This is a genomic window from Arthrobacter sp. TMN-50 (assembly GCF_054511125.1).
Genome location: NZ_JBTNDG010000001.1, coordinates 695,277 through 711,042, shown reverse-complemented (window position 1 = coordinate 711,042; position 15,766 = coordinate 695,277). Strand labels below are relative to the sequence as shown.

Sequence of the window (15,766 nt, the reverse complement as noted above, 5' to 3'; positions counted from 1 at the left end):
CATGACTACTTTTGCCGCCCTCGGTGTGCCCAAGGCACTGGTCCAAACCCTTACCGCCCAGGGAATCACCGAACCGTTCCCCATCCAGGTCAAGACCCTCCCGGACACCCTCGCTGGCCGTGACGTCCTGGGCCGTGGCCGCACCGGCTCCGGCAAAACCCTCGCCTTTGCGCTCCCCATGGTGGCGCGCCTGGCCGAGCAGGAAGCCGCGTACCGCCGGAAACCGGGCCGTCCGCTGGCCCTGGTCCTCGCCCCGACCCGCGAGCTCGCCACCCAGATCAACGCCACCATCGAGCCGTTGGCCACAGTGCTTGGTCTGAACACCACTGTCATTTACGGTGGTGTCTCCCAGGCCCGCCAGGAGAAAGCCTTGCGCGCCGGCGTCGACATTGTTATCGCCTGCCCGGGCCGCCTTGAGGACCTGATGCGTCAGAAGATCATTACTCTCGACGCCGTCGAGATCACCGTCCTGGACGAGGCAGACCACATGGCCGACCTCGGTTTCCTTCCGGTCGTGAAGAAGCTCCTCGACACGACCCCCAAGGAAGGCCAGCGCCTGCTGTTCTCCGCCACGCTGGACAACGGCGTGGACAAGCTCGTACAGCGGTACCTCACCAATCCGCTGACCCATTCGGTTGACGACCCTCAGGCCTCGGTCACTACCATGGAGCACCACGTGCTGCTGGTCGGCGACCAGACCCAGAAGAAGCAGCTGATCGTTCAGCTCGCCTCCGGTAGCGGACGCCGCCTGCTCTTCATGCGCACCAAGCACCACGCCCGTAAACTGGCCAAGACCCTGACCGACGCCGGCATCCCGGCCGTCGATCTGCACGGCAACCTGTCGCAGAACGCACGTGACCGCAACCTCGCCGAGTTCTCCTCCGGCGACGTGCGTGTCCTGGTCGCCACCGACGTCGCCGCCCGCGGAGTGCATGTCGACGACGTCGAACTGGTGGTCCACGTGGATCCACCCACCGAACACAAGGCCTACCTGCACCGCTCGGGTCGCACAGCGCGGGCTGGCTCGTCAGGCACCGTCGTCACGATCACCTTGCCGGAGCAGAAGTCCGAGGTGCAGAAGCTGATGCGCGCTGCCGGCGTCGACGTTGCATTTGAGAACGTAAAGGCCACGTCGCCGCTGGTCGGCAAGCTGATCGGTGATGTCGCAGAGAAGATCGACCCTCGCACCCGTGCGTCGCTGGTCGCCTCTCGCGAAGCCCAGCGTGGTGGTGGTACCTCCACCGGAGCCAATGCCCAGCGCAAGCGCCGCGGTACCGCTGCACCCTCGACGGGTGGCCGTGGTGGACGCGGAGGGCGCGGAAGGGTTGCCGCTGAGCCCCAGGGCAACCGGTCCGATCGCCGCCAGGATCAGCCGCGCGCGGCCCGCTTCGGCGGCCAGACCGCCGCCGCAAACGGCGGCGCACGCCGTCGCGACGACGACGACCGTCCAGCCGGTTCAGGTAACGGTGGCGGCAACCGCACCCGTCGCCCGGCCAGCGGCGCCAGGGCAGCCGACGTCGCGCCCCACGGGCAGTCAGTGCACCGCTCGGGTGCCGCGACCGCCAAGCAGGAGCCGGGCAACCAGCGCAACCACACCCCGTCGACTGGCGCAGGACGCCGACCCAGCGGGCCGCGTCGCGCCACCGCGCCGGCGTCGAATGACCGCCGCTCGAACTAGCTAGCCCTCGCTAAGTGCCCTTCCCCCTTCCGGGGAGGGGCACTTTCGTCTTACGCGACCGCTTGACGGTGAGCTATCAGGACGCGCGGGGTCGACCTGGATATTGGGGCTGGACATACCGTATATCGGGCACGAATGTCCAGGTTGACCACCGAAACAGGACAGACCAGTATGCTGGGCCTTGGTACCTCGTCAGAGTAGCGAGCGGGTGCGCGAACGCTTGTTCAGGGTTGTCCCCCATAGACCAGCCGAGTCCTCTGAAGGAAGATTGAACCCATGAACGCAATTCTGAATGTCATCTGGCTGATCTTCGGCGGTATCTGGCTCGCGTTGGGCTACGTCCTCGCCGGTGTGATCTGTTGCCTGCTGATCGTGACCATCCCGTTTGGGATTGCTTCCTTCAGGATTGCCGCCTACGCTATCTGGCCTTTCGGCCGGTCGATAGTGGACCGGGGCGGCAGGGCTTCCACGTTCTCCACGCTGGGCAATGTCATCTGGATTGTTGTCGCAGGCATCTGGCTGGCCATCGGGCATGTTCTGACGGCGATTCCCATGTTCCTCAGCATCATTGGCATTCCTTTGGGCATCGCAAACCTGAAAATGATCCCAATCTCGCTGACACCACTTGGCAAGGAAATCATCGAGACGCGCGGCAGCACGGTTCCGCAGCTGCGCTAGGGCGCGCCAATAGGCAAGAACCTGACGACGGAAGTGGTCAGTTGGCCGACGGCGATCGGCCCAAAGTCCCGTGAGTCGATGGACGTGGCCCGATTGTCACCCAGGACGAAAACGTGGCCCTTCGGGACCGTGACGGGTCCGTAGTAGGTGCCGTCAATGCTTTCGTGGTCCACAAACGGTTCGTCGGAGCGGATCTCGTCGATGTAAAGCTCCGCATCCCGGATGGCTACGGTTTGTCCCTCAATCGCGACGACGCGCTTGAGGGTCAGCGCCCCATCTACCGGGTTGTCGAACGCGACCAGGGATCCCGCCTCCCCGCTCGGCGTCATTTTAACGAGCAACACGATGCTGCCCCGGGGCACACTCGGCTCCATGCTGTCCGACGTGACGATGATGGGTTCCAAAACCGTCAATCGAAGCCCGAGGACGGCAGCGGCACCCACGAATGCTGCCGCGATGACCCAGCGGGGTGCTGCCCCTATTCGTCCCACGAGGCTGGAGCCGCGGTGAGTGGGTCGTTGGGATCGACCGTGTTTTCGTCCAACCCGACCCTGAACTGCACCATCATGTCGTGATCCTCATGCGGAAGGTTATGGCAATGGATCATGTAACGCCCCTTGTGTGGGCCGAACCTCATCAGTAGCCGGACCGTCTCCCCCTCGCCGACATAGACCACATCCTTGGGTCCCTTTTCGTAGGGAAAGGGAGCCCGTCCGTTTCGGCTCAGAATTTTGAAGTCGACGAGGTGGAGGTGGATGGGATGGAACCAGCCCCCGGAACTGTTCTCAAACTCCCAGATTTCGACGTCGTCGAGCCCGGGATCCGCAATGACTCGCTTATATCCGCTGGTGATGACGTCCTGCCACGTCTCTCCGTTGATGGTCCAGAGGTTGGTGGCGTCGTCACGCTTGACCCGGAATCTGCGGACCTTCTTGGCTTGGGAAGGGGTGAGGGCCATGACTGGGCTATTGGTGGCGAGAACGCCGGGGATGGTGTTCCAGGTGGGGTCGCTCCGGTCGACCGGTTCGTCGGTGACATCGAAGGCCATGATTTTGTCGGTGTGGTCGTAGTCAACATTGTTTTTGTTCGACAGATTCCGCAGCAGGACGCGTTGCCCGGTGAAATACTTCCGGAAGTCGATGAGGATCTCGTATCGTTCCGCGGAGGCGTGGCGCCAGATCGCCGCTGTCTGGGACAGCGGCAGCAGCCCGCCGTCGCCGCCAACAAAGGTTACTGGATCTCCGGTACTCAGCGTTGGCCTCAGCGAGCGGGAAATGCAGCCGTTGAGGATTCGGAAACGGTAGATGCGCTTCTGTACCTTCATCACGGGCCACGGGCGGCCGTTGACCAGGATGACATCCCCCCACAGCCCCGAGTGAGCATTGTCTGCGTAGCCGAGGGTGCCGTTTGCTGCGAAGATAGCGTCGGAGATGCTGAGGGCCACATCGAACTTGCCCTGGGGGAGAAGTGCCCGCTCCACTGCATCGTGAAGGTGATACTGCGCCATCAGCCCGAAATACACGTTGAGGGCGGTGAAGTGAACACCATGGTCGTGATACCACAGGGTCCGGGCCGGCTGAAAGTTGGGATAGTGGTAGTCCTTGCGGAACCCAGGGCGGGTGATGTCACTCGCATACCCGTCGAACTGGGGGAGGGAAGCAGAACCGTGCAAATGGGTTGATGTGGTCAAAGGATGGCCATCGAAGGGGTGGGTCGGTGGAAGCTGGTTGCGTACCCTCACCGTGGCCTTGGTGCCCTGGTCAATACTGATCGTGGGGCCAGGAAATATGCCGTTATAGCTGAGAATCGGCGTTTTGAGCCGGGGGAGAATAGCCGCAGTCGCGGCCATCTGGGTGATCGTGTAGTGATTGATCGGGGCGCCGTCAACCGGATCGATGCTCGTGGAATCTGGTTCAAGGATGGGGGCCTGGACGAACGCCGTCCGAAACGGGAGGGGCATTTCCCACGAGGGTAGCCGGCTAATGGATTTGGCGTCGATTGAGCGAGTCGGCACGAGCAGGGCGCCTGCGCCCAGAGCTCCCAGCCCACCGCCCACGAGCACCTGCCGACGTGAAATGGACATCACTAACTCCTTTGATCTGGGTTAGCTGAGGATCTCAGGGCTAGCTTGTGAAAAGCCTGTATAAAACTGACTGCGGCTACGCTGCAGAGGGCACGTGGCTGAGGGTTGCAATCACCGAGGTGCCGCTGCCTCCACCGGACAGCACCTGAAGTGAACCGCCAGCTTCCCTGATGGTGTCATGCATGATCCGAAGTCCCAGATGGCCGTCCGGCGAACCGTCCTCCGGGTTGAAACCGCGGCCGTCGTCCTTGATGGTCAGGACAGTACTTCCATCCTCCCTCAGCAGCGAAAGATGGACGGTATTCGCATGAGCGTGCTTCACTGTATTGGTGAGTACCTCCCGGGCCACCCGGTACAGCATGACCGCGTGGTCGCGATCCATCTCGTAATTGTCCGGAACCTGAAGCGCCACGTCGATGCCCTGTTCGCGCAGAGACTCCGCTAACCGGGTCAGAGCCGCGGGTAGCCCCAGCTTGTCCAAATCGGGGGGATAGAGTTCACTCGTCATGGCGCGCAACGTCCGAAGGTTTTCCTGAAGAATGGACCGGACCCGGCCAAACAGGGGACGTTGGGAGGCCGCGCCCCGTTTCTCCTCGGCTTCCATGGCGTAGGACAGCCCAGCAAGGTCCTGGATTACCTCGTCATGGAGGTCCCGGGCAATCCGCCGACGCTCCAGATCCGACGCTTCAATAGCGTATTGCAGCAGTTTGCGTCGGGACACCTCGTGTGCCTGGATCCGGCGGGCGAGCCGGACCGCTGGAACCAACTGTGCCAGTTGGAGGACGCCGAAGGAGAGCAGGAAGATCGGCGCGATCGCCAAAAGCACCAGGGTCTGCTCCTCGCGAACGCCGTCGTCGTCGTAATACGCCTCAAAAATCAGCGGTGCCCCGGTAGCCGCCATCGAGCCGACGTACACCTCCACCAGTTCACCGGAATCCGCTTCGTACTCGTTCTCCAAACCTCGTTGACTCTCCAAAGAGGCGGTTCCACTGGCTCCGGCGAGCAGACCCAAACCGCGGTCGGGGAGGTCGAATTGCTGGCCGATGAGGGATGGCACGTCTGAATAGACGATCCGCCCGTCGTCGTCCCACACCTTGATCCTCAACACGGCGCCCCGTTCCAGCCATGGTTTCAACCGTGCGTCAAGTTCCTCGATCGCCGCGGGGTCGCCGGCGACCAGGCGGTCGTTAATCAGCGGGCTGATCGCATAGTCGGCGAGGCGTTGGGTGATGAGCTGCGCATTATCGAGTGCATGGTTCTCGGCTTCCGCCCGAATCCAAAAAGCGACGGGCGTGGCGATCAACATCGTGACAAGCAGCCCGGTCAGGAGGAAACGCCCCACCGCGCTGCGAACCTCTGAGCGCTGCGCGACGGTCCCACTGCCCATCGATGTCCGTCGGCGCCAGATACTATTACCCATGCCGGGGGTCAATCAGGAGGCCCAGCCTGGCGGCAACAGCAACTGCTTCGAGCTGTGAATGGGCCCCCAGTTTCGCGAGAATTGACTTCACATACCCTCGACAAGTGTTTTCGGTAATCCCCAGGGTTCTCGCATTGGCACGCACATCGCTACCCGCGGCCATCAGCGACAGGACCTCCAACTCCCGCTGGGTGAGAGAGGCAAAGCCGGTGTCGGAAGGTGGCCGCTTTCTGCGCGCGGCGAGCTGGGTAACGAGAAGCGGATGCACCATCATGCCCCCGTTCCTGGCATGCCTGAGTGTCTCAAGCAACGTGACCAGGGAGCCATCCTTCGGGAGGAAAGCGCAGATGCCAGTGCTGGCCGCCCGGGCCAGCGCCTGCAGGTCCGGATCGCCTGTCAACATGATCACCCGGGTGTCCGGGGCCAGGGCAAGGACCTGTTCGGCTGCGGTGATGCCGTCACCGTCAGGCAGGTGATAATCCATGACGACGACGTCGGGACGCAGCAGCATGAATTGCGTGAGCGCAGTGTCGATGCTGGTCGCGAAACCGACGCTGGCCAAATCGGGTTCCCGTGCCAGCGCCTGGGCCAGCAATTCGGCAAAGGTTGCGTGATCGTCGACGATGAGGACGCGGATCTGATTCAGTTCGACGGAAACAGAATCGGCTGCAAGAACTGTCATGACAATCACCCCTACGGTGTCACGCCCCAACAGCTGTGTGTGTAATTTGAGTATGCATCCTCAGGAGCGGCGAAACCAGTAAATCTTGTAGAAACTTTGAGGAAAAACTACGCTAATCTTGAGCATCACCCTGGGGGTTAGGCGATTGCTAGAGCTTTCTGCAGGAAGGAAGACAATACCTCTCCCGCGATTCGAACGGTCTTCCCGATTGCGGGCTCAGGGGGGACCACATTTTGGTGCGCATGCTCCTCCACCCGGCCATGCAGAATCAGCAGGGCTGCAAGCACGTCGGCCAGTTCAGATTGGCCGTCCGCCGTGGCGCGAAGCAATCGGAGCTGGGCATCCCGAAGTTTAGGTCCGGGAGTGCAGCCGAGCTCAAGATCCAGTGCACGCCTGCACCGCTCGTACGCCTGGAGGCCCTCGGTGTGCCGCCCCGCCTGCTCCAGGGCCAAAACCAGCGCCGCCCAGGCGCCCTCGTTGAGGAAATCTGCGTCTACGGCGCGCTGTGCCCAACGGACTCCGTCGCCCGGTTGCTGCAGCACACACGCGATTTCGGCAGCGAGGATCAGGGCGGACGTGACCCGGGCAGAATGCAGGACCCGTTCCTCCTGCGCCCATTCGGGGCGAAGCTCGTCGGCCAGCAGCGGGTCAGCCGACAGTTCGAGTGCCTGCTGGAGCAAAGGATAGGCAACCGGGGGTGAGGACACCCGTGCCGCACGCACCAGGGAATTGAAACGATCCAGATCAAGATCCACCAACGACGGATCCATGACATAGCCGCCGTTCGATGTGCGCAGGGGACCTGCCTTGCCTGCGCCCGGTTGAAGGTGGCGCCGCAGTACGCTCACGTAGCTCTCCAGGGTTGCCATTGACTCGGCTGGGGGGTGGTTCCCCCAGAGCTTCTCGACGAGTCGATCCTTCGACACCGGTGTTCCTAGTGTCAGTAACAGGATCTCAAGGATCTGGCGCGATTTGGGACCGCCGAAGTGGTCGGCTTCCAGGACATCCTCCCCACGGTGGACCCGCAGCTTGCCGATGATCTGGATTGATAGGTGAACGGGTGCTGGGCCAGGACGGTTGGCCATTGGTTGATCTATAGCATCCATGATGAAACCCCCTAAAGTGGATGGCTCAAATTTTCCGCTCTCCCGCCGCCGCCAAAAAGCCCCATCTGGGGTGGGTATGCACCCCCAAAATTGGGGGTGCGCGTTACTGCCCGCGGGAGTGGTGCTCGGTGCCGAGGGAGAGGCGTACGCCGTCGTCGTTCTCGAGGGACAAAAGGACTGCCTGATCCGGTAGTTCAAAGATCAAGTCAACGGTGAGGTTCTCCCCTTGATTGACTAACGCCGATTCGACCGGAGCCCACGCCACCTCATAGCGGCCGGTTCCTACGCCCGCAATAGTGTAGTCGTCGGCGGCAAAGTTCATACCAGCGAGTTCCAGAGCCGTCAGTTCCAGCGTCACCCTGATGCGATGTGAGCCGTCCCCGACGGGGTCGTCCAGCCAGCCGGGGCTTCCCGCAGGGTCCCAGTTGTCCGCTTCGAGGGGAATGATCCCGTTAATACGGCTTAGCCCGCCGGTGACGGCCGCGGAGGCGCCGAGTGGAACGCTAGGAGTTTCCTCGTCGGACAGCGCAATAGCGACGAGGGCGCTGACGATGAGGAGCAAAGCGGCAGGGATCAGGGCTCGGTGACGTAGACCCGTCTTCGCGCGGGCGCGAGCGGAATCCGCTCCGGGGGATACGTTGTCGACGGACATGCCACGATTGTTGTCGACCGACCATGGGAAAACCCTGACCTGTCAGCCCTCAGCGCCCCGCAGGAAGGCCTCCATCAGCGGCCCACCGGACGTCGACCCCAGATCGCCTTCCTCCACGAAGACGGCGACTGCCAGATCGCCCTGCAACGCAACAATCCAGGCGTGGGTGCGCGGCGGCACATCGTCGCCGAACTCAGCGGTCCCCGTCTTGGCGAGCACAGGTTCACCCGGCACACCAGCGAGCACAGTAGCACCGCCCTCAGCGACGACGGCGGCCATCAGCGTGCGCAGCGTCTGAGCCTCCTCCGCGGTGAGGGCGCTCGGGGTGCCCGCGGGCGACGGTGGTGCGGTCGCTTCCTCCGTTGGTTCGGAAGCAAGGAGCGTAGGAGTAACCCGTTCGCCGGCTCCAACGCTGGCGGTCATGACCGCCAGCGCGAGTGGCGAGACCAGAACCTCGCCCTGGCCGATCATCGACGCCGCGTGAGCGGTGCCGTCGGCGACGTCCGGCACCGACCCGAAGAACGCGGGGATGCCGATTGACGCTTCGATGCCCACGCCGAGGTCAGCGGCGGCCGACGAAAGTTCTCCCTGGGAGACGGAGTCTCGGGTCGCAATGAACCCGGTGTTGCAGGACTGGGCGAAGGTTTGCAACAGCGGAATGTCCCCGAGGAACGCTGCGGGAAAAGTGCTGGCGTTGTTGAAAGTCCTGCCGTCGACAACCAGTTCCTCGGTGCACTGGGTGGGGGAGTCAGGGGTGAAGCCTTCGCGCAGCAGGGCTAGGGAGGTGGCGATCTTGAAGGTCGAGCCCGGCGCGTACTGGCCCAGCAGTGCGGTCTGCAGGCCCGCGCTGCCCGGGCCGTTGGCCACGGTGAGGATCTCCCCGGAGGAGGGTCGGAGCGCCACCAGCGCCGACGCCGACGGCTCGTCCTGAAGGACTTCTTCGGCGAGGGACTGCAGCGTCGGATCGAGGGTCAGAGCCAGCGGAACTCCCTCCGATGGCTCCGTTTCGAAAAGCACAGTCGGCTCGGGTTCGCCGTCGTCGGCAGGTTCCAACGGCGTAGCGGAGATGACCAGCCCGGGAGTGCCTTCCAATTGCGCATTGTGCTGCAGCTGCAGCCCGGACAGTCCGGTGATGTCACCGGACTCGAGCTCCCCATCGGATTGGTCAATCATTTCCGCGCTGGCCTGCCCCACAGACCCGAGCAGCTCACGGGCGAAGGTCCGGGTGGGGGCAAGCGAAATCTTGTCAGGGACGGCCCGAGCCCCGGGGATGGCGTCGAGTGCCTCGTCAGTGACGGTCCGTGACGTGTCGTCCCGGAGCACTATTGCCTCAACGAAGGCTTCCGGTCCGGATCCTTCCACCTGGGCGGTAAAGCCCGCCGGGTCGACACCTACCAGGTCGGCAAGGTCGGCGGCCGAGCTTGCCAACTGATCGCCGTCGAACTGGGTTTTGTCGATGCCGATGCGGAGTACCGGACGATCCGTCACCAGCACCTCGCCACCCGCCCCGAGGATGTCGCCGCGGGAGGCCGGCACTGCTGCCACAGCAAGGATTTCTCCGGCCGTCAGACCGGCGACGGCGATGGCCGGGTCCCAGACGACCTGCCAGACGTCGTCGGTTCGGGTGAGCTTCACGGTGGTGCTGTAGGTCCAGTCATCGTCGGTCTCGTCCACATCCCAGACGTGGTTCAACTGTACGGTGGCCTCATCCTCAGAGGCGGACTCGACGGCGTCGACGGACACGGTGGGTGTCAGCGGGTCGAGCGCTGCGGTGATGGTGGCGAGTTCCTCATTGACCGCGGACACGGATCCGGTCGAGAACGATGTGCCGGTGACGTCGAGGGTGCTGAGGCCCTCAGCTAACCTTGCGGCGGCGTCGTCGGCGGTCGGACGGGTGTCGGTGCAGGCAGTAAGCGCGAGCGCGAGCGCCGCAATCGTCAGGATTGATGTTGGTCGTCGAGATTTCCCCATCCAGTCATTATTGCCTACTCGTCGCGGTCGTCGCGGTGAGCCCAGGGGGCAGGGTTCGGTAGCCCGCTGGTAAGTCTTGCGCGCGCCACCGGGGCAAGGCTTACGATGCCTGCTATGACGATTCCAAGAATTGACCTTGCCAACGGTTTCACTGTCAGCGCCCAGGGATTCGGGGGCATGGCGCTGACCGATGTTTACGGGGGAACGGACCAGCACACGGCGTTGGCCACCCTCCACCACGCCGTGGACATCGGTGTGACCTTCATCGACACCGCTGACGTCTACGGCGCGGGCAGTAACGAGCAGCTGATTTCCCGGTTGCTCGTGCATCGGCGCGGTGAGGTGCAGCTCGCCACCAAATTTGGGATCCAGGGCAGTCCCGCGCAGGGGTATTCCGGAATCCGCGGCGACGCCGGTTATGTGCGTGAAGCGGCCGAAGCGAGCCTTGGCCGGCTCGGAACGGACGTCATCGACCTGTATTACCTGCACCGGCGTGACACCCGTGTCCCTATCGAGGAGACGGTAGGGGCCATGGCCGAACTGGTGACCGCTGGCAAGGTGCGCCACCTTGGCTTGTCCGAGGTTACTGCCGCTGAGCTCCAGACGGCGCATGCGGTGCACCCTATTGCAGCAGTCCAGAGTGAGTGGTCCATCTGGAGCCGCGATGTCGAGGCGTTGGTGGTGCCGATGGCCGCCCGGCTGGGCGTCGGATTTGTCCCCTATTCTCCGCTGGGGCGCGGCTTCCTGACCGGTACTGTCCAGGCGGCAACGCTGGGCGACGGCGACTTCCGTCACCGGGTGCCACGATTCGGGGCTGACGCGATGTCCGCCAACGAGTCGGTCGTCGAGGCGGTCCAAGCGGTTGCGGCCGACGCCGGAGCCTCCGCAGCGCAGGTAGCGCTCGCCTGGCTGACGGCGCAGGGTCTTCGGTTCGGGCTCCCAGTGGTCCCCATCCCGGGCACGCGCAAGCCCACCCGCATCGACGAGAACGCTGCCGCCACAGCTGTTGTTCTCTCCGACGCCCAGCTCGATCTGCTTGACGGTGCCGCCGCTCTTGTCGTAGGGGAGCGGAGCGCCGATTTGAACTGGGTGTCGCAGGGAAGGGAGTCTTAGTCCCCTACCGATCGACGGACCGTGGTGCTCTACTGGGGGTCGGAGCAGGTCCGTATGCTTTCAGCGAACCGTTCCTGCGACGAAGTTGAGCGAGGTAGACTCAACTTGAAGGTTACTGCTGTTCGAAAGGTTGAGTTATGGACGCCAAGTTCACCACCAAAAGCCAGGAAGCTCTGTCTGCAGCCGCGATGAATGCTTCCACTGCAGGCAATCCGCAGGTTGACCCATCGCACGTACTGAAAGCCTTGATGGATCAGCGCGACGGCGTTGCGGTGGCACTCCTCAAGGCAACGGGCGCAGACCCCGACGCGGTCAGCACGCGGGCGAGCGCGGCTATCAAGGCGCTGCCGTCGTCGTCGGGCACATCGACGGCACAGGCGCAATTTTCCCGGGATACCCTGCAGGCCATCAAAGCCGCCCAGCAGGAGGCCGAGGTCCTGGGGGACAGTTTCATCTCGACTGAACACCTGCTCCTGGGGGTCGCTGCGGACGCGGGCGCGACCGGTACCCTCCTGCGCACCGCTGGTGCCTCACGGGATGCGCTGGAGGCGGCCCTGCCGGGTATTCGGGGCGACCGGCGCGTGACCACTGCTGACCCGGAGAACACGTTTCAGGCGTTGGCGAAATTCGGCGTCGATCTGACCGAGGTAGCCCGGTCGGGAAAACTCGATCCGGTGATCGGACGGGACAGCGAAATCCGCCGGGTCATCCAGGTTTTGTCCCGCCGTACCAAGAACAACCCGGTGCTGATCGGCGAGCCGGGCGTCGGAAAGACCGCCGTCGTCGAAGGTCTAGCCCAGCGGATCGTGGCGGGCGATGTTCCGGAGTCGCTGCGCGACAAAACCCTGATCAGCCTCGACCTCGGATCGATGATCGCCGGGGCAAAGTACCGAGGCGAGTTCGAGGAGCGGCTCAAGGCCGTCCTCGAGGAAATCAGGTCGGCGAACGGCCAGGTGGTCACCTTCATTGACGAGCTGCACACGGTGGTGGGCGCCGGAGCATCCGAGGGCTCCATGGACGCCGGCAACATGCTCAAGCCCATGCTGGCCCGCGGCGAGCTCCGTCTGATCGGCGCCACCACCCTCGACGAGTACCGCAAGAACGTCGAAAAGGATGCGGCCCTGGAGCGACGGTTCCAGCAGGTCTACGTCGGCGAGCCCAGCGTCGAGGACACCATCGGCATCCTCCGCGGACTCAAGGAACGCTACGAGGCGCACCACAAGGTGACCATCGCCGACTCTGCCCTCGTGGCGGCGGCCACCCTCTCCAACCGGTACATCTCCGGTCGGAGACTCCCGGACAAGGCGATCGACCTCGTGGACGAGGCGGCCTCCCGGCTGCGCATGGAAATCGACTCGGCGCCCGAGGAAATCGACCAGCTGCGCCGCTCGGTTGACCGGCTGACCATGGAGGAACTGGCCCTGGCCGGGGAGAACGACGACGCTTCCCAGGACCGGCTGCACGCCCTCCGCGCCGACATGGCCGACCAGAAGGAGAAGCTAGCGGCACTCAACGCCCGGTGGGAAGCCGAAAAGGCGGGGCTGAACCGGGTCGGCGACCTCAAGGCGGCCCTGGAGGACCTGCGCTCGCAGGCCGAGCGCGCCCAGCGCGACGGCGACCTCGAGCACGCCTCACGGCTGCTCTACGGCGAAATCCCCGCACTGCAACGCGACCTCGATGCTGCGCAGGCCGCGGAGCCTGATGACACCCCGCTGCCGATGGTCGCCGAGGACGTGACCGCCGCCGATATTGCCGAGGTGATCTCAGCGTGGACCGGTATCCCCGCCGGACGCATGCTGCAGGGCGAAAGCCAGAAGCTCCTGCACATGGAACAGGTGATCGGATCCCGCTTGATCGGGCAGTCCACCGCGGTTGCCACCGTCTCGGATGCGGTCCGCCGCGCCCGCGCCGGCATCGCCGACCCCGACCGGCCCACCGGCTCGTTCCTGTTCCTCGGACCCACCGGGGTGGGGAAGACCGAACTGGCGAAGGCCCTCGCCGACTTCCTGTTCGACGACGAGCACGCGATGGTGCGGATCGACATGTCCGAATACTCCGAAAAGCACTCGGTCTCCCGGCTGGTGGGGGCACCTCCCGGGTACGTCGGCTATGAGGAGGGTGGACAGCTCACCGAGGCGGTGCGACGCCGCCCCTACAGCGTGCTGCTGCTCGATGAGGTGGAAAAAGCCCACCCCGAAGTCTTCAACATCCTGTTGCAGGTGCTCGACGACGGCCGCCTCACCGATGGGCAGGGCCGCACCGTTGATTTCCGTAATGTCATCCTGGTGCTGACCTCCAACCTCGGATCCCAGTTCCTGGTTGACCCGTCCCTATCCGACGCTGCGAAACGCGACGCGGTGATGGCCGTGGTGAACTCGAGCTTCAAACCGGAGTTCCTGAACCGGCTCGACGATGTGGTCCTGTTCGACGCCCTGAGCCTTGACGAGCTCTCCCGCATCGTGGATCTGCAGGTGCAGTCCCTGGCGTCCCGGCTCCACGAGCGTCGACTGAACCTGGCGGTGACCGAAGCCGCACGCGAATGGCTCGCCCTCACTGGATTCGACCCTGCCTACGGTGCGCGGCCCCTCCGGCGGCTGGTACAGCGGGAAATCGGAGACCGGCTGGCCCGGGGCATCTTGGCTGGAACCATCAACGACGGCGACTCTGTATTGGTGGACCGCACCGGCGAAACGGACGGTCTCACCGTGGCCGCTGAGGTGCTGGAGGAGGGTTAGTCGGTGATCAGGGTATCGCTGATGACATTGCCCTCACTGCTGGTCACGAGGCAGTCCACCCGGCGGTCGCCGTCGGACCAGGCGTTTTGCTGCGGTGTGACGCGCAGGAGTTCGAGGTTCTCGTAGCGGGAGACTGCACCCTCATCAAGGTCGACGCCGTCGCACACCTCCTGTGCGCGGAGGGCCAGCGCGTCCTCGCCGGGGAACTCGTCACCGTCGGCGTAGAACTCGGTGGCGAGCAATTGGGCGTTGTGTGGGGTCGAGCAGGTTACCACTGTGGACCCGGTGTTGATGTCGACGAAGTCCCGCAGACACTGGCCCGCCTCGATGTCGATGGGCAGGACGTTCTCGGCGATGATGCCGTCGGCGCCCGGTGTGCCGTTGCTGATCGGCTCCTTGTCCGGCGCCGACGTCAGGCCGCCGATAAGGGATACCAAACCCCAGATGAGGAGTCCCAGGGCCAGCAGTCCGAGCAGCGCCCCGCCGATCAGGAGGCCCTTCTTCCGCTGTCCTTTGCCTGCCGCCTGTCGTCCGTCGCGGCGTCGGACAGGCTGGGTGCCCGCCGGGGGTAGTCCATACGGTCCGCCAGCCGGTTCGGTTGACTGTTCAGGGGGTAGCTCGGGGTAGCTACCCTGGGGCTCGGCTGCGCCGCCGGGCAATCCGGCGGGGTCGGTGGTGGGGACCGCGATGGCGGGGGCGTCGGCGTCAGGGTCAGCGGCGGCACTGACCGCTGGGGCTGGGCCGGGTGCGTCGGCGTCGGATTCGGGGTCAGCGTCGTGGAAGAGCCGGTCCCACCGTTCCTCATCGGTTGCCGCAGCGGTCCACAGTGGGGCGTCCCCGTCAGCGGCGAAACTGGGCAGCGCCAGGCCGGATTCGCTGGGGTGCCCGTCATTATCGTCTGCATCGCCTGAATTCGAATCTCCGGAGTTCCCATCCACGGAGTTCACTGCAGTGGGAGCGACATTGCTGGTGTTGACAGCGTCGTCGTTCCCATCTTCTGCACCGGGAGCTTCAGGGGAGCTCTCTCCCTCAGTGTCGCCTGCCGCGCCGCCGGCGGATGCTGCCGCGGCCGTCGGGTCCACGACCGACCCTGCCCCGGCCACGAGCTGGCCGGCGTCGAGCGCTTCCTGCTCCACCCGCCGGGCCTCTGCGGCGGTCTCCTCCAAAGAAGCGTCCCGCGCCGCGTCCTCACTGATCTGAGCCGGGCTGAGGGACGGTTCCACCAGTTCAACGTCGTCGGCGGTCACTGTCAGTTCCGGTTCGATGCCCTCCGGAGAGACATCGGCGTCCCTGGGCTGCATGGTATCCAGGTCGACAGGTTGCACTTCGTCGGCCCCGACAGGTTCGGGCCGCGGCGCCTCAACGCTGTCCTGCTCCGGATTGGATGCGGAGCCCCGTGGGGTGTGCTCCTGATCGCTCATGGTGTTCCGCCCTGCCTTCTACGTTCTCGTGCGGCTGCCTAAAAAAGCAGGCTCGTTTGGTACGACTTTAGCCAAGTTTCCCCCACACCACGCAGGGCCTGCCCAGAGTCGAAACCCCACCGACGCATCACGTTTTGCGGGTGGCCCGGGCAGCGCACGCGGAAGCCGGGAAAGCATGTAATCTATAGGTACGACAAACTGACCAAATACTCCGGGGCCTCGCTGCA

At 64.3% G+C, this 15,766-nt stretch carries 12 protein-coding genes; 4 read left to right on the top strand and 8 right to left on the bottom strand.

What is annotated here, in order from left to right:
• Nucleotide 1: 1 nt before the first annotated feature.
• The gene (locus ACX80A_RS03445; protein ID WP_459258268.1) at nucleotides 2–1,678 is read left to right on the top strand and encodes a DEAD/DEAH box helicase; all 1,677 of its coding nucleotides are present in this window, start codon (nucleotides 2–4) and stop codon (nucleotides 1,676–1,678) included.
• Nucleotides 1,679–1,954: 276 nt separating this feature from the next.
• Entirely contained in the window at nucleotides 1,955–2,356 is a 402-nt protein-coding gene (locus tag ACX80A_RS03440; protein ID WP_459258267.1) for a YccF domain-containing protein, read from the top strand.
• On the opposite strand, the gene lepB is transcribed toward ACX80A_RS03440, so the two are convergent.
• From lepB to ACX80A_RS03405, 7 genes are all read right to left on the bottom strand, one after another.
• Nucleotides 2,353–2,847 carry a signal peptidase I gene (gene lepB / locus ACX80A_RS03435; RefSeq protein WP_459258266.1) on the bottom strand — a complete coding sequence of 165 codons (495 nt, stop codon included), beginning with the start codon at nucleotides 2,845–2,847 and terminating at the stop codon, nucleotides 2,353–2,355. The two genes, ACX80A_RS03440 and lepB, sit on opposite strands and share 4 nt — an antisense overlap.
• Nucleotides 2,835–4,439 carry a multicopper oxidase family protein gene (locus tag ACX80A_RS03430; RefSeq protein WP_459258265.1) on the bottom strand — a complete coding sequence of 535 codons (1,605 nt, stop codon included), beginning with the start codon at nucleotides 4,437–4,439 and terminating at the stop codon, nucleotides 2,835–2,837. Before ACX80A_RS03430 ends, lepB begins: the two co-directional genes overlap by 13 nt.
• Before the next feature lie 76 nt (nucleotides 4,440–4,515).
• The gene (locus ACX80A_RS03425) at nucleotides 4,516–5,859 is read right to left on the bottom strand and encodes a sensor histidine kinase (RefSeq protein WP_459258264.1); all 1,344 of its coding nucleotides are present in this window, start codon (nucleotides 5,857–5,859) and stop codon (nucleotides 4,516–4,518) included.
• Nucleotides 5,852–6,541, bottom strand: a complete 690-nt coding sequence (locus ACX80A_RS03420; protein WP_459258263.1) for a response regulator — start codon at nucleotides 6,539–6,541, stop codon at nucleotides 5,852–5,854. The genes ACX80A_RS03425 and ACX80A_RS03420 overlap by 8 nt, the downstream gene beginning before the upstream one ends.
• Before the next feature lie 137 nt (nucleotides 6,542–6,678).
• Nucleotides 6,679–7,626, bottom strand: a complete 948-nt coding sequence (locus tag ACX80A_RS03415; protein WP_459258262.1) for an AfsR/SARP family transcriptional regulator — start codon at nucleotides 7,624–7,626, stop codon at nucleotides 6,679–6,681.
• A 124-nt stretch (nucleotides 7,627–7,750) separates the two neighbouring features.
• Nucleotides 7,751–8,299, bottom strand: coding sequence for a hypothetical protein (locus ACX80A_RS03410; RefSeq protein ID WP_459258261.1), 549 nt, complete (start codon nucleotides 8,297–8,299; stop codon nucleotides 7,751–7,753).
• Nucleotides 8,300–8,341: 42 nt separating this feature from the next.
• Nucleotides 8,342–10,270 (bottom strand): penicillin-binding transpeptidase domain-containing protein, encoded by a 1,929-nt coding sequence (locus tag ACX80A_RS03405; protein WP_459258260.1) that lies wholly within the window; start codon nucleotides 10,268–10,270, stop codon nucleotides 8,342–8,344.
• A 114-nt stretch (nucleotides 10,271–10,384) separates the two neighbouring features.
• Here ACX80A_RS03405 and ACX80A_RS03400 point away from each other — a divergent pair, with 114 nt between their 5' ends.
• Nucleotides 10,385–11,383 (top strand): aldo/keto reductase, encoded by a 999-nt coding sequence (locus tag ACX80A_RS03400; RefSeq protein WP_459258259.1) that lies wholly within the window; start codon nucleotides 10,385–10,387, stop codon nucleotides 11,381–11,383.
• Between the two features lie 137 nt (nucleotides 11,384–11,520).
• Nucleotides 11,521–14,118, top strand: a complete 2,598-nt coding sequence (clpB, locus tag ACX80A_RS03395; protein ID WP_459258258.1) for an ATP-dependent chaperone ClpB — start codon at nucleotides 11,521–11,523, stop codon at nucleotides 14,116–14,118.
• On the opposite strand, the gene ACX80A_RS03390 is transcribed toward clpB, so the two are convergent.
• A complete protein-coding gene (locus tag ACX80A_RS03390) occupies nucleotides 14,115–15,539 on the bottom strand; it encodes a hypothetical protein (protein ID WP_459258257.1) in 1,425 nt (474 codons plus the stop codon). The genes clpB and ACX80A_RS03390 overlap by 4 nt on opposite strands.
• Nucleotides 15,540–15,766 lie beyond the last annotated feature (227 nt).

What these genes read in the sequence shown, in the direction of transcription:
- ACX80A_RS03445 (WP_459258268.1), top strand. Translation starts at nt 2, where the DNA reads ATGACTACTTTTGCCGCCCTCGGTGTGCCCAAGGCACTGGTCCAAACC.
- ACX80A_RS03440 (WP_459258267.1), top strand. Translation starts at nt 1,955, where the DNA reads ATGAACGCAATTCTGAATGTCATCTGGCTGATCTTCGGCGGTATCTGG.
- ACX80A_RS03430 (WP_459258265.1), bottom strand. Translation starts at nt 4,439, where the DNA reads ATGTCCATTTCACGTCGGCAGGTGCTCGTGGGCGGTGGGCTGGGAGCT.
- ACX80A_RS03425 (WP_459258264.1), bottom strand. Translation starts at nt 5,859, where the DNA reads ATGGGTAATAGTATCTGGCGCCGACGGACATCGATGGGCAGTGGGACC.
- ACX80A_RS03420 (WP_459258263.1), bottom strand. Translation starts at nt 6,541, where the DNA reads ATGACAGTTCTTGCAGCCGATTCTGTTTCCGTCGAACTGAATCAGATC.
- ACX80A_RS03415 (WP_459258262.1), bottom strand. Translation starts at nt 7,626, where the DNA reads ATGGCCAACCGTCCTGGCCCAGCACCCGTTCACCTATCAATCCAGATC.
- ACX80A_RS03410 (WP_459258261.1), bottom strand. Translation starts at nt 8,299, where the DNA reads ATGTCCGTCGACAACGTATCCCCCGGAGCGGATTCCGCTCGCGCCCGC.
- ACX80A_RS03405 (WP_459258260.1), bottom strand. Translation starts at nt 10,270, where the DNA reads ATGGGGAAATCTCGACGACCAACATCAATCCTGACGATTGCGGCGCTC.
- ACX80A_RS03400 (WP_459258259.1), top strand. Translation starts at nt 10,385, where the DNA reads ATGACGATTCCAAGAATTGACCTTGCCAACGGTTTCACTGTCAGCGCC.
- clpB (WP_459258258.1), top strand. Translation starts at nt 11,521, where the DNA reads ATGGACGCCAAGTTCACCACCAAAAGCCAGGAAGCTCTGTCTGCAGCC.
- ACX80A_RS03390 (WP_459258257.1), bottom strand. Translation starts at nt 15,539, where the DNA reads ATGAGCGATCAGGAGCACACCCCACGGGGCTCCGCATCCAATCCGGAG.